This is a genomic window from Pseudoalteromonas sp. APC 3893 (assembly GCF_030408095.1).
Lineage (GTDB): Bacteria > Pseudomonadota > Gammaproteobacteria > Enterobacterales > Alteromonadaceae > Pseudoalteromonas.
Genome location: NZ_JASDCD010000002.1, coordinates 251,814 through 268,600, shown reverse-complemented (window position 1 = coordinate 268,600; position 16,787 = coordinate 251,814). Strand labels below are relative to the sequence as shown.

Below are 16,787 nucleotides of genomic sequence, written 5' to 3'. Positions count from 1 at the left end.
TTTAAATACCTTTTACTGTTTGCTTTATATGTGAGTTTGAAGAAGTAATAACACTTCGCTTTTGCAGCACAACCGCCGCAAAAGCAAAACACCCAGCAAAAGTCAGCATACTTAAATCAAACCCCAGCATTAACCAGTCGTTACTTTGTAAGCTTGCTAGCATACTGTGTTTAGTTGTCAGCATATTAACCAGTGGTATCAAGGCATAGGCCGCAGCTGCTAACCACAGCATATATTGCCAGGCTTTTTCTGGGGCTCGCACCAGGCAAAAACAACAACACAGCGCAAATACAATAAATAAACTATGCATTTCCCACTGTGCACGACTGGCCATTTCAACAGGTAATAAACGGTTTGCCCAAAAGTAAGCGGCTATGGCTATCGGTAAGCCAACAACCACTGCGGCGTTGAGCTTGTCTATCACATTGATAAACCTAGATTGCTGCTTCTTACGTTTTTGCACCCAAATAATCAATCCAGTTGCAATCATTCCAGCGCCTAATAAGCCTGATAAAAAATACAACCACCTTAAATAAATATCAGCAAATGTGCCTTCGTGTAAATGTTCCAACACATCATAAACTTCTGCTGCACTGTACTTTTTACCTGTTGCTTGCTCTATTTGTACTTTGTTTTCAACAACTCGATAGGTGATCAGCGTTGCAAACTCAATGCCCTCTTGCGCATCAAACCACACTTCAAACCCTGGCTGCTCAGAATTACGCTCTATCAAGCCTAAATAACTCACTGCCTGATCTTTAAAGCGTGATTTTGCATCAATTAATGCGGCTTCAAGTGATAAATTCTCAGCAGGTAACGCTATAAATTGCGTTTCTGTGTTTTCTGCTTGTGTTTCATCATACAACTGGCGATGCATTTTTTGGCCTTCACCATAGGTTGCATCAACAACAGGCGCAAATGACACACCCATTAATAAAATAAGCCCGCTGTATGTAATCATCAAATGAAAAGGCAGTGGCAACACACTAAAGATGTTATGAATATCAAGCCAGCTCCGTAGCCCCTTGTTGGCACGAAAGGTAAAAAATTCGATAAATATTTTTTTATGAATAATCACCCCTGTAACTAAACCAATCAGCATAAGCATGGTCGCTAAGCTGGTAACTAAATAACCAACAACCACAGGGACATAATGTAAATTGTAGTGCAATCGGTATAGTGTTTCACCGCCACTGGTTTCTCTGGTGGTTATAAGCTCACCGGTATTAGGCGCAAGGTTTTTTTCATGCCATTGCCTACTTGACCCAGTCTCTTTATTTGCTGGTTGCAACCACGAAATATCAATATATGGATCACGCGTTGAGGGGTAACTAATATACCACTGAGTTGCGTCTTGTGCATTGGCGGTGAGTTGCTGCTGCGCCACATTTAAAATAGTTAAGTCATCAATTGGCTCATTGACAATGGCTATTTCTGGTTTCATCCAGCGGTCTATTTCATTTTCAAAATAGCCTACAGTGCCCGTTACAAAAATAAAAAACAGTAACCAAGCAAATGCAAAGCCCGACCACGTGTGTAGCCAGCTCATGGATTGTCTAAATCGCGGTTTCATACTACTGCGGCCCCTGCAAATAGTAATTTAAAAAATAAAGTAAAATACATAAACCACCTACAACGGCAAAAGCGCGTATTGTTGTTTTAGTGGCAAATACAGATAACACAGTGATAAGGTAAAAAATAAAGCTAAGCATTAACCCTGTGATAATACTGTTTGTTTTATCGTTCAATAAATGATTACCAATCAATATTGCGCCAAGCATTGCCACAAGATAGCCGCCAACTAACGCAGTAAGCACACGAATAGTTACATCGATTGCAGTGAGGTGTTTTTTTGTCAGATTCATTGATTAGCGGTAGGTGCTTTATTAAAGCACCTACCTCATTCAGGAGTTAAAATTTATATGACACGCTCAGGCGGATATCACGCCCAGGCTCTTTAATACCTACAACACTTTCATAGCCAGGTATGTGGCCATAGTCAGCAACGCTGCCGTGGCTTAAGTAAGATTCGTCAAGTAAGTTTTGTACTGATAAGTCAAACCTTAAATTTGTAAGCGGCTCGTAGGTTACATAGGCATCAAATAAATCGTACCCTGGCTTATTAATTGTTTCGAGTTCGCTCATCCACCCCAGCTCAATTGAACGGTGGAATACTTCTATATCATTGAGGCCCGCAACATAGTTATAGTTTAAACCAAACTTAATTTGCTCATTCACATGGTAGTTAAAGTTAACATTAATAGAGTCGCCAATTGCATTACCTAAACCGCCGTACTCGTAAGCGGCCATTTGAATGCCGTCGAAATTAACAGTGCTGTAAGTAGAAGCGTCATTGGCATCCGGCCACACAAATGAGGCGTTATTTAATTCAACATCGTTATGGCTATAACTTACGATAACATCGAAATTATCACCTTGATAACCCGACACAAGCTCAATACCTTTGGTTTCTAAATCACCTATGTTTTCGTAAAATACACCTTCACTGCCTTTAAACTTATCAAACACCACGTCGTTAATAACACTTAAATACACTGATGCCTCAAACAACCATGTGCCGTCGTTATACACTAAGCCAAGCTCTGTATTATCAACCTCTTCTGGTGATAAGTTTTGATTTGGTTTAAGCTCGCCAACAGTAAAGGCATCAGCTACTTGTCTGCCTCTAAGTGCTTGCGCATAACCAGCAGATAGCTTTAATGATTCTGTTAAACTGTACTCAAAACCAATATTGCCACTAATACCATCTTGTTTGTCAGTCGAAAATTCATCTGAGGTTGTCACAGGCTTACCACTGGCATCGGTTTCTACAATCCAGTTACCATCAACTTGTACCCAGCTAACTTCGACACCACTGTGATCAAGTTCATACGCGTCATAACGCGCACCAAAGCTAAGTAATAGGGCATCACTTAATTGCCAATGGTCTTGAATATATACCGCGGTCACTGTGCCTTCTTCATCAAAAATCCCACCAAAATCTTCATAAGACTGCGCATGCACTTTATCGACTTTCTGCTCAATACCGTATGTTAGCGTATGCATACCTAAATCACTGGTATTGCGAATATCAAAACCCGTTGTTTTTATTGATGCATCCCAAGTATAAAGCTCACGTTTAAATGACGACTCAGTTTGGTAAATCGTTGTTTCCAAGTTTACTAAACTATTTAAGTACCACGCATGATTTAAAACGATGGTTTCGCGCTCTCCCCACGACATAAATAGCGGATCTGTTTCAAGGGGTGCCCAGTTGGTTTGTTTGCCAAACTCACCTTCTTCTTTGCGATTTTCGTAGCTTATTGAGAGGTTTTGATTTTCTGTAAGTTCGGCGTTTACTTTTATAAATGCAAGGGTTTGATCGGCAGCAGTACCCGGTAACTCTTCCCCATCACCGTCATCCATGTTGTCACGGCTAACGTTTACATAAGAGGCTAAAACCCCCACTTTATCAGTTAACTTACCGTATAAAGCAAGGCTTTCTTTATGGCCGTCATTACTGAAATAACTGGCCTTGGCAATACCACCAAACTGCTCATTTGCTGCAAGTAAATTATCGGCGCTTTTGGTTTTAAAACGTATCGCACCGCCAACAGCGCCCGTACCGGATGTTGCTTCACCCGCACCGGCTTGTACTTCTACGCTTTGTAATAGTTCAGGCTCAATCGCCACACGACCAATATGATGAAATAGCGTACTGGTTTGCGGCGCACCATCTACGGTTACATTCACCATAGAATCTTCCATACCGCGTACAAATATTTTTTGTGCAATGCCTAGCGAGCCACCAACTGTGACTGATGGTGTATGACGAAATATATCTGCTAGGTCATTTGCTTGGTAGTTTTCAAGCTCTGTAGGGGTAATTTCTGAGTTTGTGGTGGCGCCAACAACGGTGATTTTTTCTATTTTCTTTTCTTTTTTTGAATCTGGCTCTGTAACTGCGTTGGCATTAAAGCACAAAGCAAGCACTGCGCTGGCAACACTAGTTTTTACAAACGTTTGATTTTTTAATACAGATGGCATGAACTGAGTCTCAATTAAATGTTAAATAATTAATTAAGAATTATTACCATTTACAATCAGTAATGATACGACTTTTACAATTGTTACATTTAAGAAATAGGAATCATTATCACAACAGATAGACCTTCTAGTGTCTCATTTTTTGCCGTGACTGTTCCCCTAATACTATTCAGGTGGCGTTTTGCAAGGGCAAGGCCTAAGCCAAAGCTGTCATTTTCAGCCATTCTAGAATTATCAACACGAAAAAATGGATTAAAGATCCGATCCAAATATTGTTCAGGGATACCAGGGCCTTGATCAATAATCTCAATACAGTAGTAATCATTAGCCTGCGTTAATTTAACCCAAACATATTTACCTTTTGGTGTATAACGCAACGCATTTCGAATTATATTTTCAATGGCTGGACACAGAGCTCTATGACTAGTATTTTGAATCAGAGCATTGCTTGGTGTATCTAATAAAATATTACGGTCTGGAAATTCAAATTTTGCATCCTCAATCAGCACATCGAGCAAATCAACCAAATCTACGTCTTCTTGTTGAATAATTGGTTCTTCATTTTCTAGCCAAGCTAACGTTAACGTATCTTCTACCAACTTACGAATATGTTGTGATTCTCTCGCAATACGATCTAAATGATACTGGCTTTCTCTCTCTTCAAAGCTCTCAACTGCGATATCTAGTCGTGTTAATGGTGTACGTAATTCATGGGATAGATCTGAAATCAGTTGCCGTTGATTTGAAATAAGCTGACCTATACGACTTGCCATCTGATCAAATGTGGTGGCTAAATGAGATAACTCGTCATTTCGACTACCTAGATGCTTTCTAACTCTTACATCAAAATCACCCTTACTGAATGCTGTAGTGGCTTTATCTAACTGTTTTAATGGAGTAATTATATGCCTATACAATAAGATAGAGAGTAGAATTAATACTGCCATAGGCGCAATTATTTGCATCAAAAGTCGCGTTGTTCGCCAATATGTTCCAGGTCTCATTCGCTCTGGTAACTGGATCAAAAAACTGCCAGTACTACTTTTAAATGGTAGCTCCATTATTGGATTGTATTCAAAATATAGATGAATTTTCCAATCAACACTGCGTCCAAAATGATAAGCTCCAACGATGTGTTTTTCCGGTTTTTCACCCGCTAGATGTTCTATTTTGAAACGAACAACAGAAACTCGGGTATTTTCTGTCGTTCTTATTGATTCCAGTAAAGCTTCTAACTGATCATGTTGATTAGATAGATAAAGTTGCTCAACCTGATTTCCCCATGCCTTCAACTGATTCCGGTCTTTATCTGCAATAAAGCTCATACCTTCTTCTGTTTTAGATGTTAAAGCACTTAATGCATAAAAAAAAGCAACCAAGCCTATAGCAATAATCAAGCACAACTTCCAAAGTAATTTACGCTTCACTTAAAGCAGTATCCTTTACCATGTACTGTTTGTAAGCGCTCTCCTAGCCAGTTTGCTTCTGTTAGTTTTCTGCGTACTCGGCTCAAGTGCATGTCGATACTGCGATCATAAGCGCCTAATTTTTTATTGAGTACCGCCTGATATAAGTCTGCTTTGCTGACTATTTGATTTTGGTGCGACACAAGCTCCCAAAGCAATTTAAACTGTATAGGTGTGAACTCAAGCTCTTCACCATTTACATTAATAACTTGCTTGGCAGCATTCAGCATTAGGCCATCAATGCTTATTTCTACTTGGCTATTAGGCTGAACGCTGGTTTGACTACGCCTGAGTAGGCTTTCAATTCTAAGTAGCAGTTCTTGGGTGTTAAATGGTTTAGCAACGTAGTCATCTGCACCATGGCTTAAGCCTAAAATCCGTTCTTCCTCAGCGCCTTTGGCTGAAACCATAATAACAGGCTGTTGACTGGTTTCGCGCAGTGTTTTTAAAAGTGATACACCGTCTAACTTAGGGAGCATTTTATCAAGTAAAATAAGATGATGCTGTTGACGTTGAGCTATTTCTAAACCAGTTGAACCATCAAAACACTGCTCAACACAGTAACCTGATTTAACCAATAGATCGGTGAGATAATTATTTAAGATATTATCGTCTTCGATTAATAAAACCTTTATTTTTGACACTGGAGCACCTAAAATTAACACAAACGATAATTACTATTATTTTTATATTAATCATTGCGCTTAGCGATGTAAATAAGGCATAGGGCTTTAAAATAAAAAGCGCGGCTTTTCGCCGCGCTCAGATGTGAGTTTTAGACTGGGATTATTTTATAATTCACTCATCCCATTGCGGCGAAAACTCTGGGCTAGCTTGCCTATCGCCACAATCGAGCGCATTAATACGATCGATATCGTCGTTATCCAATTTAACTGAATCATCAAAATTATCTTTTAGGTTTTCACGCTTAGTAGATGATGGAATTGTAGTCATGCCATTGGCATTTATCCACGCCAGTACAACTTGGGCAGGCGATGCATTATGCTTTTTCGCAATATCGAGTACCGTGTCATCTTTAAGTACCTTACCCACTACAAACGGCATATACGCTGTTACATGAATATCATGCTGCTGACAAAAAGCACGCAGCTTAGTATTAGTAAGATAAGGATGAACTTCGATTTGGTTAGTGAAAATTTCATGACTATCAAGTGTTTGCATTGCTTCTTTCAAATTAGCAATGGTGAAATTTGATACGCCTATATGTTTTGTTAAGCCCAGCTCTTTGGCTTTCTTCAATTCGGTTAAATATTCGCTCATAGGCTCACTATTACTCGGTGAAGGCCAGTGGATCAATAATAGGTCTACTTGTTCAACCTGAAGCTTAGCTAAGCTTTCTTTGACACTGTCGATAAAGCTCGCTTTATTTAACTTATCGTTCCATACCTTGGTCGTAATAAATAATTCTTCACGCGCAATGTTACTGTCTTGTATAGCTTGTCCAACCTGCGCTTCATTGCCATATACTTGCGCTGTATCTATATGCCTAAACCCTACTTCTAGCGCCATACTTACCGAGTTATAGGCCGTTTTACCTTCTAAGCGGAACGTACCTACACCTAAGTCAGGCATTTCAATTACGTGCTGAGTCATAACATCTCCTTATAACATTAAATTAAATAAGTGACTGTGGTCGTAAACATGTATTTCAAGTCATGATGACAAACAATCACTGAATGTGCCCTTAAGTAGCCGTTTTTGATTTATCAATATGGCCGGCCAAAAATGTCGCAGCTAAAGCAGTCAAACAAATAAGCGCACCTATCCATGCTGTATCTTGTAACGATAAATGCTCAACCACAAATCCACCACTTATTGAGCCCAATGCGATGCCTACGTTAAATGCCGCAATGTTTAAACCTGAAGCAACATCAACGGCTTTTGGTGCATCTTGCTCAGCAACTTTCACTACATACAGCTGTAATCCGGGTACATTACCAAAGGCAAATGCCCCCCAAATCAGCACTGTTGCAACAATCAGCCAAGGTGAATTCATAGTAAATGTGAGTGCAAATAGAATCACAGTCAGGCCTATAAATACCACTTTTAATGCTGAAATTGGTCCATGTTTATCCGCCAGTTTGCCACCATATATATTACCAATAGCCACAGAAACACCGTAACCCAACATAATTAAGCCAACGAAGGATGAACTAAATCCGGCTTGTTGCTCCAAAATGGGTGCCAGGTAAGTAAATGCTGTGAATGTACCGCCGTAACCTAAAATAGTGATTAAATACACCAGTAATAAACGGGGCTTAAATAATACTTGTAGCTGATCCTTAACGCGTGCAGGCGTAGATTTAGCTAAATTATTTGGCACTAATATGATGCTGCCCACCAACGCCACTAAACCCAGTAATGAAACAGCTAAAAATGTACTACGCCAGCCAAATTCTTGACCAATCCAGGTACCAAGCGGCACTCCAGTAACCAAGGCTACCGTTAGCCCGGTAAACATAATTGCAATCGCACTGGCTGCCTTATCTTTACTTACTAAACCTGTGGCTATCATAGAGCCAATAGAGAAAAACACACCATGGGCAAGTCCCGTTAATATCCTTGCTACAATGAGCGTTTCGTAACTAGGTGCAAGCCAAGCGAGTAAATTGCCCATGATAAACAACGACATTAACGCAACTAATACAGTTTTGCGCTGCCAATGCCCTGTAAGCGCAGTCAATACAGGTGCCCCTATTGCAACACCCAAGGCATACAAGCTCACCAACAGTCCGGCAGAAGGCAGGCTCACGGCTAAATCGTTAGCGATTGTTGGCACTAAGCCGACAATTACAAACTCGGTTGTTCCTATCGCAAATGCGCTCAAAGTAAGCGCCCATAATGCCAATGGCATAATAAAATCCTCAGTAATTAAATGAAAAACAGAGTGTGGGCGAATATTTGTTTGCAAAAAACAGCCTTAATGGCAAAATACTTTTGTCGAAAATGATAAAGTGATTACAATGAAAGTTAAAACTGAAGATCTTGAAGCATTCTTAAGTGTGGTTGATGCAGGGAGTTTTTCTGCCGCGGCGCGTATCTTAGATGTACAAGTTGCAAAAGTATCACGCTCAGTGAATCGACTGGAACAGACCTTACAAACAACTTTGCTCAACAGAACAACCCGTCGTATAGAGCTAACCCAAGAAGGTCATGTTTATAGAGAGTTTGCCCGCGAAGGGATAAATCAAATATTAAAAGGCAGTGAAGCGCTATCACTACTCGATAAAAAACCCGCAGGACGTTTAAAGGTAGATGCCGCAAGCCCTTTTGTGCTGCACCAAATTACTCCCTTGATTGCCGGCTTTAATGAGGTTTACCCTGATATCACACTCGATTTAGCATCGGCTGATAACATTCATGACTTACTTGAATACAAAACTGATGTAGCCATTCGAATTGGTTATTTAAAAGACTCAAACTTACATGCCCGCCTACTTGGTAACAGTAAACTTTATCTGGTTGCAAGCCCACAATACCTTGCCCGTAATGGCTCAGTATTCAACACTGATGACTTAAACAAACACAAACTAATTGGCTTTAGTAACAACAAAGCTCTAAACCAATGGCCATTAAAAAATTTACCCGATCTGCGCTTTAGCATTACTGCCAGCAGTGGTGAGACAATTAGACAACTGTGCCTTGAGCATCAAGGGCTGGCATTGTTGTCAAATTTTATGATTAATAAAGATATAGCCGCAGGACGGCTGGTGCAGGTATTAACGAGTGACATAATAAGCCCAAACCCGCGCGAGACTGTTAACGCTGTTTATTACAAAAACAGTGCTGTTTCATCACGTATTACTGCATTTTTAGACTTTATACAGCCAAAACTCACTTTATAAGCTGTTATTCTTGATGCTCGAATTGACCGCGATACACCTCAAATACTTTTAACACAGTGTGCTGTGCTTTATTGAGCCCATCAAACCACGTATCAAACAAATCATCATCATCTTGATCGCTCAATGCCAAATACTGTGCAAGTAACTCCACAATGTCGTTATGAGTGCAACTAAGTGGATCAATTTGCTGAGCGAGTAATGAATTATCTTTGCTTCGTAGTGTATCCATCACGCTTTGATCTATCTGCTGACTTTGCTCATCGGTGCTCTGTTGAATGTGTTCGCTCATGCTAAAGCTTGCCTCCTTTTGCTCGATTACATCCTATTTATAACAGGCTAAATGCCAATAGCCAGTTTTTTTATACTGACTGCTCATCTTTTGACTTGTTTGTATAAATTGCAAACAAAAATGTTATTTAACGAGCAAAATACTATTTGCAAAAGATTCTTATTTACTATAAATTATAGTTATACTATCACATAACATAGAGTTCATTATGAAACCAAATATTCACCCTGACTACCAAACTGTTGCTTTTCACGATACAGCTGCTGACAGTTATTTTATTATTGGTTCAACAATAAAAACGAACCGCACTATTGAGCTAGATGGTAAAACCTACCCTTATGTGCCGATTGATGTGTCGAGTGATTCTCACCCGTTTTATACTGGTAAGCAGAAGACAGTCGCTAGTGATGGCCGTGTAGCAGCGTTCAATCGCCGCTTTAAAAACCTCGCGACTAAATAGGAGAGCCCTATGAAAGTATTAAGCTCGTTAAAAAGTGCTAAAAACCGCCCAGGCTGCCAAATTGTAAAGCGCAAAGGCCGTGTGTTTGTGATCTGTAAAGACAATCCACGCTTCAAAGCTGTGCAAGGTATGAAAAAGAAAGGGAAAAAGTAACGTGCCCGTGAGGGCGTTGAGCAATTTGTGCGCTTTATTATAACGCGCACAAATAAACGATGGGGCTACTTACCAAACAATAACTCCCAAAACCCTGGTGGCTCATGTAATTCATGATACTGCTTACGCAAGCCATCAATCGCTTTTAAAGGTTTTTTCGCTGCCTCTACCCCCTCACTATTAGCAAGTTGTTTTGCCAACTTTGCTTTCGCTATTACTTTATCAAGCCCTTGCAGTGATTTTTGTACTTCTTTATTAAATCCAACAACTTTGCTTTGTTCTACTAGCGTTATAAATTCATCGATCGCCAGATTAAACTCGTGCAGTTGCGTTGCTTGCACGCTTTGCTTATAAGCAAGGCCCATATTTTTCATGTTGGTTTCTAAGTTATTCTCTTTAACAGCGAAGACACTTTGACTAAATAGTAATACGAACACACACAAAATTGCTTTCATTAAATAAAACCCTAAAGGTTGATGGCGACAGATATGCTAGAATACATATTATATAGCACTCTAGTTAGAAATATAGCCTTCCCTAAAGTAAGGTTGTTATGTATGCTCTAGTCCTACAAGGATTTGTTCGTTTATTAATAATTAAGTGAGTTCAAATGCCTTTATCCCGGTTATCTACATACCTTTCATGTTTTTTTATACTGTTAAATTCATTTAACGTTTATGGCTTAAATGTCACTTTCATTAATCCGGGATTCTCTAATACTGCTGATGGTGATAACAATACGGGTAACTTTTGGTTTAAAGTATCTAACCAAATACAAAATGTTGCCGATGATTTAGCAATAAATTTGACTGTAAAATACGCTAATCGAAACCATATTTTAATGAAAGAACTGATCCGCCAAGCGGTCATTGATAATCCTGACTATCTAATTTTGGTTGATGAAAAAAGTGTTGCTAGTGAATATTTAACCAAATTGAATACCAAAGACATTCCTATCTATTTTTTACTCAATAAGCCAGATCCCGATAAGCTCGCTACTCTACACCGTGATGACTTAAACATTATCGGTAGTGTGATACCTGACAACTATAATGCAGGTAAAGATCTCGCTCATCTACTTTTTAACAAGCATACATTAACATCTAATCAGCCAGCTAATATGCTTGCTTTATTCGGTGACTATACCACTGCGGCCTCTATCGAGCGTGCTCAAGGCTTGCAAAGATTTGCAGAGCAAAAACAATCACTCAATATTGTTGCCCAAGATGTCGCAAATTGGTCAGAAGATGAAAGCTACATTAAAACCATGGCTTTTTTACAACTTGCACCTGAAATTAATATTATTTGGTGCGCAAATGACGCGATTGGTTTTGGTGCTAAAAGAGCCATTAAAAAACTAAAAAAACAAAATATTTTAGTGGGTGGTGTGAATTGGGATGCCCCGCCAAAAGATTTAACGCCGTTAGATGTTTCTCTCGGTGGACATGTTCTGTTAGGGGCTTTAGGGCTTATTACAATTTATGATCACCACCAAGACCCCATTAAGTGGCCCGCTTCCCACCAAGTTACTGCTATATTTAAACCGCTTTCCAGTGAAAATAAAGAGCTGGCTAAACGTATCAATAACAATAAGTTAAAAGACATCGATTTTCGCATGTTCAGTAAAACATCTGCTTCGTGGCGGCCATTTACAATTGATAACCTATTAGATGCCGCTAATTATTAGGGCTTTAATTAACTCACTAACTAAAACCCTCAACCTGTCTACCCTTTTAAACATAGCGTTATTGTTTGTTTGATAACCATAATGCTTGATAAGGTTCAAGTTCAAATGTCTGTAAATCTTTATCTAAGGCTTGAGCCGATATAAGCTCAAACCATTGCTCGGTGTCAATTAAATTAAGATCAGCTAAGACCAATGTTTGGGGTTCATCGCTAATGTTATAAACGCAGAATATACTTTGTCTGCGATCGATACTTTGCCGCCAAAAACCAAACAACGCCCCCGTTAAATGCAGTGTAAATTGCGTTGCATTAGGGTGAAAAGCATCTTGCTGCTTACGTATCGCCAATAAGCTATTAATACGAGTAAAGACATGATAATGATGACTTGTTTGATCTGATAGTTTTTCAAGCAGTGCTTTCTCTTGCCAGCGATGACGGTTTATGCAGCGATTATGTTGGCTATTTTCAAATCGTTCATAATCATTGGTTGTACCAAGTAAACTATGGATGTATAAACCAGGGATCCCTTCTAAGGCAAACATAATAGCGTGAGCACACGCAAAACGCTGCAGCCCCCATTTATCAACTCCTTTGTGTGTACCTTGTAAAGCATCAAATAATGCGATGTTCAATTCATAGGGTGAACTGGTGCCATTATTTGCGGTTCGCATAGAAACCTTGCCACCAAATCGACTAATGGTATTAACCATTTGACCAAGTTGTTGCTCATCAAGCAACCCCTCTGCTGGGCGTAAACCAATACCGTCATGTGAGGCGATAAAATTAAAGTAAGCAGTCCCATTTTGTGCCGGTGGCATGCTCATCATCCAGTGCTTTAGTGCTTTGCTATCGCCACTGAGTAAGGTATGTAATAGTAATGGAGGTAAGGAAAAATTATAAATACAATGGGCTTCGTTGGCATTACCAAAGTAAGATAAGTTTTCACGGTTTGGAATATTCGTTTCCGTGATAATAACTGCACTTGGTTCTACATGTTCTATTAAAGTCCGTAATAAACGAATCACTTCGTGTGTTTGCGGTAAATTAATGCACGAAGTGTTCAGCTCTTTCCACAAAAAGGCCACTGCATCCAGTCGAAAAATCTTTACTCCATTGTCTAAATAGTGGCGAATAATCCCCACAAACTCATTAAGGACTAATGGATTTGCAAAGTCTAAATCGACCTGATCTGGACTAAAAGTACACCATACATGACGTTCACCTAGGGCTGTTTGTACCGTGTTTAATAAAGGGGACGTTCTTGGCCTGACAACGCCAGATACATCATCCGTTAAGTTCGCAGTTTTAAAATAACTCAGACCAGGCTCTTTACCTTGTATAAAATTTTCAAACCAACGGCTTCGGCTTGAACAATGGTTGATCACTAAATCCGCCATAAGTTTTACATCTTGAGCAATACCTTGGATATCTTCCCAGCTCCCTAACGACTCATTAACTTGAACATAGTTCATTACCGCAAAGCCTTCATCTGAGCTATACGGATAAAATGGTAATATATGTAATGCGTTGATTGTTCCTGCACATTGATTTTTCATAAACCGATGTAAGGTATGCAAAGGCGGTTCGCTCGGTACAGCTACCGCCTGATCTACATCTTGATAACGCATAATAGAATCGCCATATGCGATAAGAATAACGTCTTGCTGATCCCAGCGATTTTTATGGGGCGTTGGGTCGCGTACTGGATCATCTTTTAACATGGTGGTGATCAACATGCTAGCTAGCGTATCAATACTCATACATAGATCAACACCTTCGTATATGCTTGCTAAATGCTGTTCAATCCGTTGTTCAAATAACGCTTTACTCATACCCTACCCCATTTTTTATGCTGAAAACTCTTTATTATCAAGCTCTACCGCTTCTTCTAATCGTGCGAATACATCTGGCATGGCAGACGCTACGCGGTTCCAACTTGGCACAAAAGGCGCTTCCATTGGGTGTTGTAAAAAATGTTCGCCAGCATTCATGATATTTTGCGCGAACATTTCGACTGCTTTTTCTTCTTGGTGAATATCTAATGTAAGACCATTCATCATCGCATCATTGTGATATGTTTCAATAAAGTCCAACGCAATGCGGTAGTATGTTGCTTTGAGTGAGCGAATGGTTTCGGTAGTAAATGTAACACCCTGTGTGGCTAGTTTTCTAAATAATGCTTTGGTAATATCAATCGACATTTTTGATAATCCAGCTGCTTGATTATCCAGTGAAAGTACCTGATGTTTATGGTCATAGTTATCTGCAATATCAACTTGGCACAAACGGTTATGTGAATAGTTACGATACATCTCAGATAATACGCCAATTTCTAAGCCCCAATCACTTGGAATACGAATATCATTAAGTACATCTCGGCGGAACGAAAATTCACCCGCTAATGGATAGCGAAATGAATCCATATATTCCAAATAGTCTGTGCTACCCAAAATTGTTTTAAATGAACGTAACAGCGGCGTGACAAGCAAACGAGACACCCGGCCATTTATTTTGCCGTCGGCTGTACGCGGGTAAAACCCTTTACAGAACTCATAGTTAAAGCGAGGGTGTGCAACCGGATAAATTAAACGCGCTAAGAGCCCTCGATTATAAGTTAAAATGTCGCAATCATGTAATGCGATTGATTCGACCTTTGAGGTGGCAAGCTTATAACCCATGCAATACCAAACATTACGTCCTTTACCTAGTTCTCTTGGCGCTACTCCAAGTTGTTGCAATTCTTTATCGAGAGCTTGTAAACGTGGGCCTTCATTCCATAACACCCGGTGTGGCTGGTCAAGCTCTGAAAAAAACTGTAATGCGCTGCGGTATTGGCTTTCATCAGCTCTATCTAAGCCGATTGTGATCTGCGATAAATAAGGAACTTGTTTAAGTTCTTTCACTATATTTTGTAGCGCTGGGCCTTCAAGCTCACTGTATAATGAGGGTAAAATGAGTCCCATTGGACGCTGCTTAGAGAAACTCAACAGCTCTGCCTCTAACTCTTCTACCGGACGATCTGCGATGTTATGCAATGTAGTAATTATGCCATTTTGGTAAAAATCAGCCATGTGACGGCTCCTTTGTTGGCGCTAATTGCGCTTTAATAATCTGTAAGTCGGCCACCTCATCAATCCAACCTAAAGGTGCAGGACGTTCACTAACATGCCACGGTTTATGTGCCAATTTGGCTTTAGCCTTGCTGTTTGGGTTAGTAATTAAAATTGCGATATCGGCTTCATCGAGCATTGCCATATCATTTTGGCTATCCCCTAACGCAATCGTGGTAAATGGGTGACGATAATGTATTTTAAATTGGTTTAATAACCAGTTTTGTGCCTGTCCTTTGTTGGTTTGTTTATTTAGATGAATAAAACGTCCACCAACTAATACTTCATAATCAAGTGGTTCCATAAGTGCTAAAAATGCACCTAGCTGCTCATCGTCTCCTTGCCAATATATTGGGTCTGAATATTCTCGTGTCAAAGCAAGTTTACTTTGTTCAACACTTAAACCTGTGAGCTCTGAGACTTCTTGAGCACTCAGTTCACTAAATAAGCGATAGCAGTTTTTAAATTCCCTTGCGTGGCTTATTAAATCTTCATGAAGTTTTGCGCAAGTAGGTGCCAGCGCATAACGCCAATACAGCTCAAGTTCTTCACAGCCAATTGGTTTAATTGGAAAGAAAAATTTGGGGATATAAACCGCTGAACCATTTTCGGTAATAAATGGCTGGTGATGATTTAACATAGCCTGCAAATCCGTCACTTCAGCAAATGTTTTACTGGTGTTGAAAACCACTGTCACATCCGCAGCGCTCAGTTTAGCTAAAAAAGGCTTAATTGCGGCACAGTCATAGTCATCATGATTGAGTAATGTGCCATCCAAATCGGTGAATATTAACGGCTGGGGGACTGAGTCTGCTTTTAGAGTCATTGCGCTGATGTCTCTCGCTCCATCCAACGTCAGAAGGGCATCAACGCTTTCGGGCAAAGTTTGCAGGTTCTCACGCGTTATGCGTTCAAAATGAGAAATAAATCTAACCAAACTCGTCTCGTCAAATGTGCCCTTGCCGGTGCCTTTTTTAGCTAATAACTTTTTTTCTTGCTCTAACCGCCAACCATACACATCCTCAAATGAGGGGGCTTGCAGCATGACCGTGTAATCAATTAAGCCAAATACACTTTGATATTCATTAGCTAAACAACTATTTACGCAGCGACGCCAGACTCCCGCTTCATCTTCACTTTCTTCAAGTTGATTAATTGGCTGCTCTAGTTGATAGGGTTGCTGAGCTTTACTTGCAACGCACCAGCCTTCAAATAAAATAATATCAACAGTTTTTTTGTTTTTATGCCATTGCTCTTTCGCTAATGGATCATCCGTTTGTTTGTCAAACTGAGGTAAGGCGATACCACTTTTACCCGCGAGTAAATCAGTTATGGTCTGTTTCATTAACTCGGTATCATGGGTACCTGGCACGCCTCGAGTAGCAAATAATGGGTGAATATCTTTGGCTAAACTAGCACGTTGTTCACGGCTGTAATAAAAGTCATCAATTGAAATACTAATACTATTAAATTCAGTGTTACTGTTTATCCAGGTAACTAAAAAGTCCGCTAAGGTGGTTTTACCTGAGCCCTGACAGCCGTTGACTGCTACAAGTATGGATTGATTTGAAGGCTTTGCTGCAATAATATCTTCAGCTAAAGGAATAAAGAATTGCTCACTTAAATACTGATATTTAAGGGGTAACTGATGCTTTGCTAAAAACGGAGTAATGTCCACTATATTGACCTCTTTACATATCTCACCATCTT

Annotated in this window: 16 protein-coding genes; 4 read left to right on the top strand and 12 right to left on the bottom strand. The window is 39.8% G+C overall.

Going from position 1 to position 16,787, the window contains the following annotated elements; genetic code table 11:
• Position 1: 1 nt before the first annotated feature.
• The 7 genes from QMA12_RS05230 to QMA12_RS05200 all read right to left on the bottom strand — a co-directional run bounded on the left by QMA12_RS05230 (position 2) and on the right by QMA12_RS05200 (position 8,388).
• Positions 2-1,549 (bottom strand): PepSY-associated TM helix domain-containing protein, encoded by a 1,548-nt coding sequence (locus QMA12_RS05230; protein ID WP_290208982.1) that lies wholly within the window; start codon positions 1,547-1,549, stop codon positions 2-4.
• A gap of 25 nt (positions 1,550-1,574) precedes the next feature.
• On the bottom strand, positions 1,575-1,865 hold the full coding sequence (locus QMA12_RS05225) for a hypothetical protein (protein WP_290208981.1): 291 nt from the start codon (positions 1,863-1,865) through the stop codon (positions 1,575-1,577).
• Positions 1,866-1,911: 46 nt separating this feature from the next.
• Positions 1,912-4,047, bottom strand: coding sequence for a TonB-dependent receptor (locus QMA12_RS05220; protein ID WP_290208980.1), 2,136 nt, complete (start codon positions 4,045-4,047; stop codon positions 1,912-1,914).
• Between the two features lie 89 nt (positions 4,048-4,136).
• Complete coding sequence (locus QMA12_RS05215; RefSeq protein ID WP_290208979.1) at positions 4,137-5,474, bottom strand: sensor histidine kinase; 1,338 nt, start codon at positions 5,472-5,474, stop codon at positions 4,137-4,139.
• The gene (locus QMA12_RS05210; RefSeq protein ID WP_290208977.1) at positions 5,471-6,157 is read right to left on the bottom strand and encodes a response regulator transcription factor; all 687 of its coding nucleotides are present in this window, start codon (positions 6,155-6,157) and stop codon (positions 5,471-5,473) included. The genes QMA12_RS05215 and QMA12_RS05210 overlap by 4 nt, the downstream gene beginning before the upstream one ends.
• A gap of 154 nt (positions 6,158-6,311) precedes the next feature.
• Positions 6,312-7,127 (bottom strand): 2,5-didehydrogluconate reductase DkgB, encoded by an 816-nt coding sequence (gene dkgB / locus QMA12_RS05205; RefSeq protein ID WP_290208976.1) that lies wholly within the window; start codon positions 7,125-7,127, stop codon positions 6,312-6,314.
• Between the two features lie 91 nt (positions 7,128-7,218).
• Positions 7,219-8,388, bottom strand: coding sequence for an MFS transporter (locus QMA12_RS05200; protein ID WP_290209074.1), 1,170 nt, complete (start codon positions 8,386-8,388; stop codon positions 7,219-7,221).
• A 103-nt stretch (positions 8,389-8,491) separates the two neighbouring features.
• Here QMA12_RS05200 and QMA12_RS05195 point away from each other — a divergent pair, with 103 nt between their 5' ends.
• The gene (locus QMA12_RS05195) at positions 8,492-9,379 is read left to right on the top strand and encodes a LysR family transcriptional regulator (protein ID WP_087533979.1); all 888 of its coding nucleotides are present in this window, start codon (positions 8,492-8,494) and stop codon (positions 9,377-9,379) included.
• Positions 9,380-9,383: 4 nt separating this feature from the next.
• On the opposite strand, the gene QMA12_RS05190 is transcribed toward QMA12_RS05195, so the two are convergent.
• Positions 9,384-9,668 (bottom strand): hypothetical protein, encoded by a 285-nt coding sequence (locus QMA12_RS05190; RefSeq protein WP_176372576.1) that lies wholly within the window; start codon positions 9,666-9,668, stop codon positions 9,384-9,386.
• Between the two features lie 208 nt (positions 9,669-9,876).
• Here QMA12_RS05190 and QMA12_RS05185 point away from each other — a divergent pair, with 208 nt between their 5' ends.
• Both QMA12_RS05185 and ykgO read left to right on the top strand, forming a co-directional pair.
• Positions 9,877-10,128, top strand: coding sequence for a type B 50S ribosomal protein L31 (locus tag QMA12_RS05185; RefSeq protein WP_087533968.1), 252 nt, complete (start codon positions 9,877-9,879; stop codon positions 10,126-10,128).
• A 9-nt stretch (positions 10,129-10,137) separates the two neighbouring features.
• Positions 10,138-10,281 carry a type B 50S ribosomal protein L36 gene (gene ykgO, locus QMA12_RS05180; RefSeq protein ID WP_087533969.1) on the top strand — a complete coding sequence of 48 codons (144 nt, stop codon included), beginning with the start codon at positions 10,138-10,140 and terminating at the stop codon, positions 10,279-10,281.
• A 65-nt stretch (positions 10,282-10,346) separates the two neighbouring features.
• Here the strand turns inward: ykgO and QMA12_RS05175 are convergent, their stop codons facing one another.
• Positions 10,347-10,736 carry a cytochrome b562 gene (locus QMA12_RS05175; RefSeq protein WP_087533970.1) on the bottom strand — a complete coding sequence of 130 codons (390 nt, stop codon included), beginning with the start codon at positions 10,734-10,736 and terminating at the stop codon, positions 10,347-10,349.
• Positions 10,737-10,891: 155 nt separating this feature from the next.
• Between QMA12_RS05175 and QMA12_RS05170 the strand changes: the two genes are divergently transcribed.
• Positions 10,892-11,968, top strand: coding sequence for an ABC transporter substrate-binding protein (locus QMA12_RS05170; RefSeq protein ID WP_290208975.1), 1,077 nt, complete (start codon positions 10,892-10,894; stop codon positions 11,966-11,968).
• Between the two features lie 58 nt (positions 11,969-12,026).
• Here the strand turns inward: QMA12_RS05170 and QMA12_RS05165 are convergent, their stop codons facing one another.
• Genes QMA12_RS05165 through QMA12_RS05155 form a run of 3 tightly spaced genes read right to left on the bottom strand, consistent with a single transcriptional unit; the run spans position 12,027 to position 16,755 of the window.
• On the bottom strand, positions 12,027-13,799 hold the full coding sequence (locus QMA12_RS05165; protein ID WP_290208974.1) for a sugar phosphorylase: 1,773 nt from the start codon (positions 13,797-13,799) through the stop codon (positions 12,027-12,029).
• A 15-nt stretch (positions 13,800-13,814) separates the two neighbouring features.
• On the bottom strand, positions 13,815-15,038 hold the full coding sequence (locus QMA12_RS05160) for a glycosyl transferase (RefSeq protein ID WP_087533973.1): 1,224 nt from the start codon (positions 15,036-15,038) through the stop codon (positions 13,815-13,817).
• On the bottom strand, positions 15,031-16,755 hold the full coding sequence (locus tag QMA12_RS05155; RefSeq protein WP_290208973.1) for an HAD-IIB family hydrolase: 1,725 nt from the start codon (positions 16,753-16,755) through the stop codon (positions 15,031-15,033). Before QMA12_RS05155 ends, QMA12_RS05160 begins: the two co-directional genes overlap by 8 nt.
• Between the last annotated feature and the right edge of the window lie 32 nt (positions 16,756-16,787).

Excerpts from the sequence above, each read along its gene's own strand:
- QMA12_RS05165 (WP_290208974.1), bottom strand. The coding sequence starts at position 13,799 with ATGAGTAAAGCGTTATTTGAACAACGGATTGAACAGCATTTAGCAAGC.
- QMA12_RS05190 (WP_176372576.1), bottom strand. The coding sequence starts at position 9,668 with ATGAGCGAACACATTCAACAGAGCACCGATGAGCAAAGTCAGCAGATA.
- QMA12_RS05170 (WP_290208975.1), top strand. The coding sequence starts at position 10,892 with ATGCCTTTATCCCGGTTATCTACATACCTTTCATGTTTTTTTATACTG.
- QMA12_RS05175 (WP_087533970.1), bottom strand. The coding sequence starts at position 10,736 with ATGAAAGCAATTTTGTGTGTGTTCGTATTACTATTTAGTCAAAGTGTC.
- ykgO (WP_087533969.1), top strand. The coding sequence starts at position 10,138 with ATGAAAGTATTAAGCTCGTTAAAAAGTGCTAAAAACCGCCCAGGCTGC.
- QMA12_RS05220 (WP_290208980.1), bottom strand. The coding sequence starts at position 4,047 with ATGCCATCTGTATTAAAAAATCAAACGTTTGTAAAAACTAGTGTTGCC.
- QMA12_RS05225 (WP_290208981.1), bottom strand. The coding sequence starts at position 1,865 with ATGAATCTGACAAAAAAACACCTCACTGCAATCGATGTAACTATTCGT.
- QMA12_RS05230 (WP_290208982.1), bottom strand. The coding sequence starts at position 1,549 with ATGAGCTGGCTACACACGTGGTCGGGCTTTGCATTTGCTTGGTTACTG.
- dkgB (WP_290208976.1), bottom strand. The coding sequence starts at position 7,127 with ATGACTCAGCACGTAATTGAAATGCCTGACTTAGGTGTAGGTACGTTC.
- QMA12_RS05200 (WP_290209074.1), bottom strand. The coding sequence starts at position 8,388 with ATGCCATTGGCATTATGGGCGCTTACTTTGAGCGCATTTGCGATAGGA.
- QMA12_RS05160 (WP_087533973.1), bottom strand. The coding sequence starts at position 15,038 with ATGGCTGATTTTTACCAAAATGGCATAATTACTACATTGCATAACATC.
- QMA12_RS05185 (WP_087533968.1), top strand. The coding sequence starts at position 9,877 with ATGAAACCAAATATTCACCCTGACTACCAAACTGTTGCTTTTCACGAT.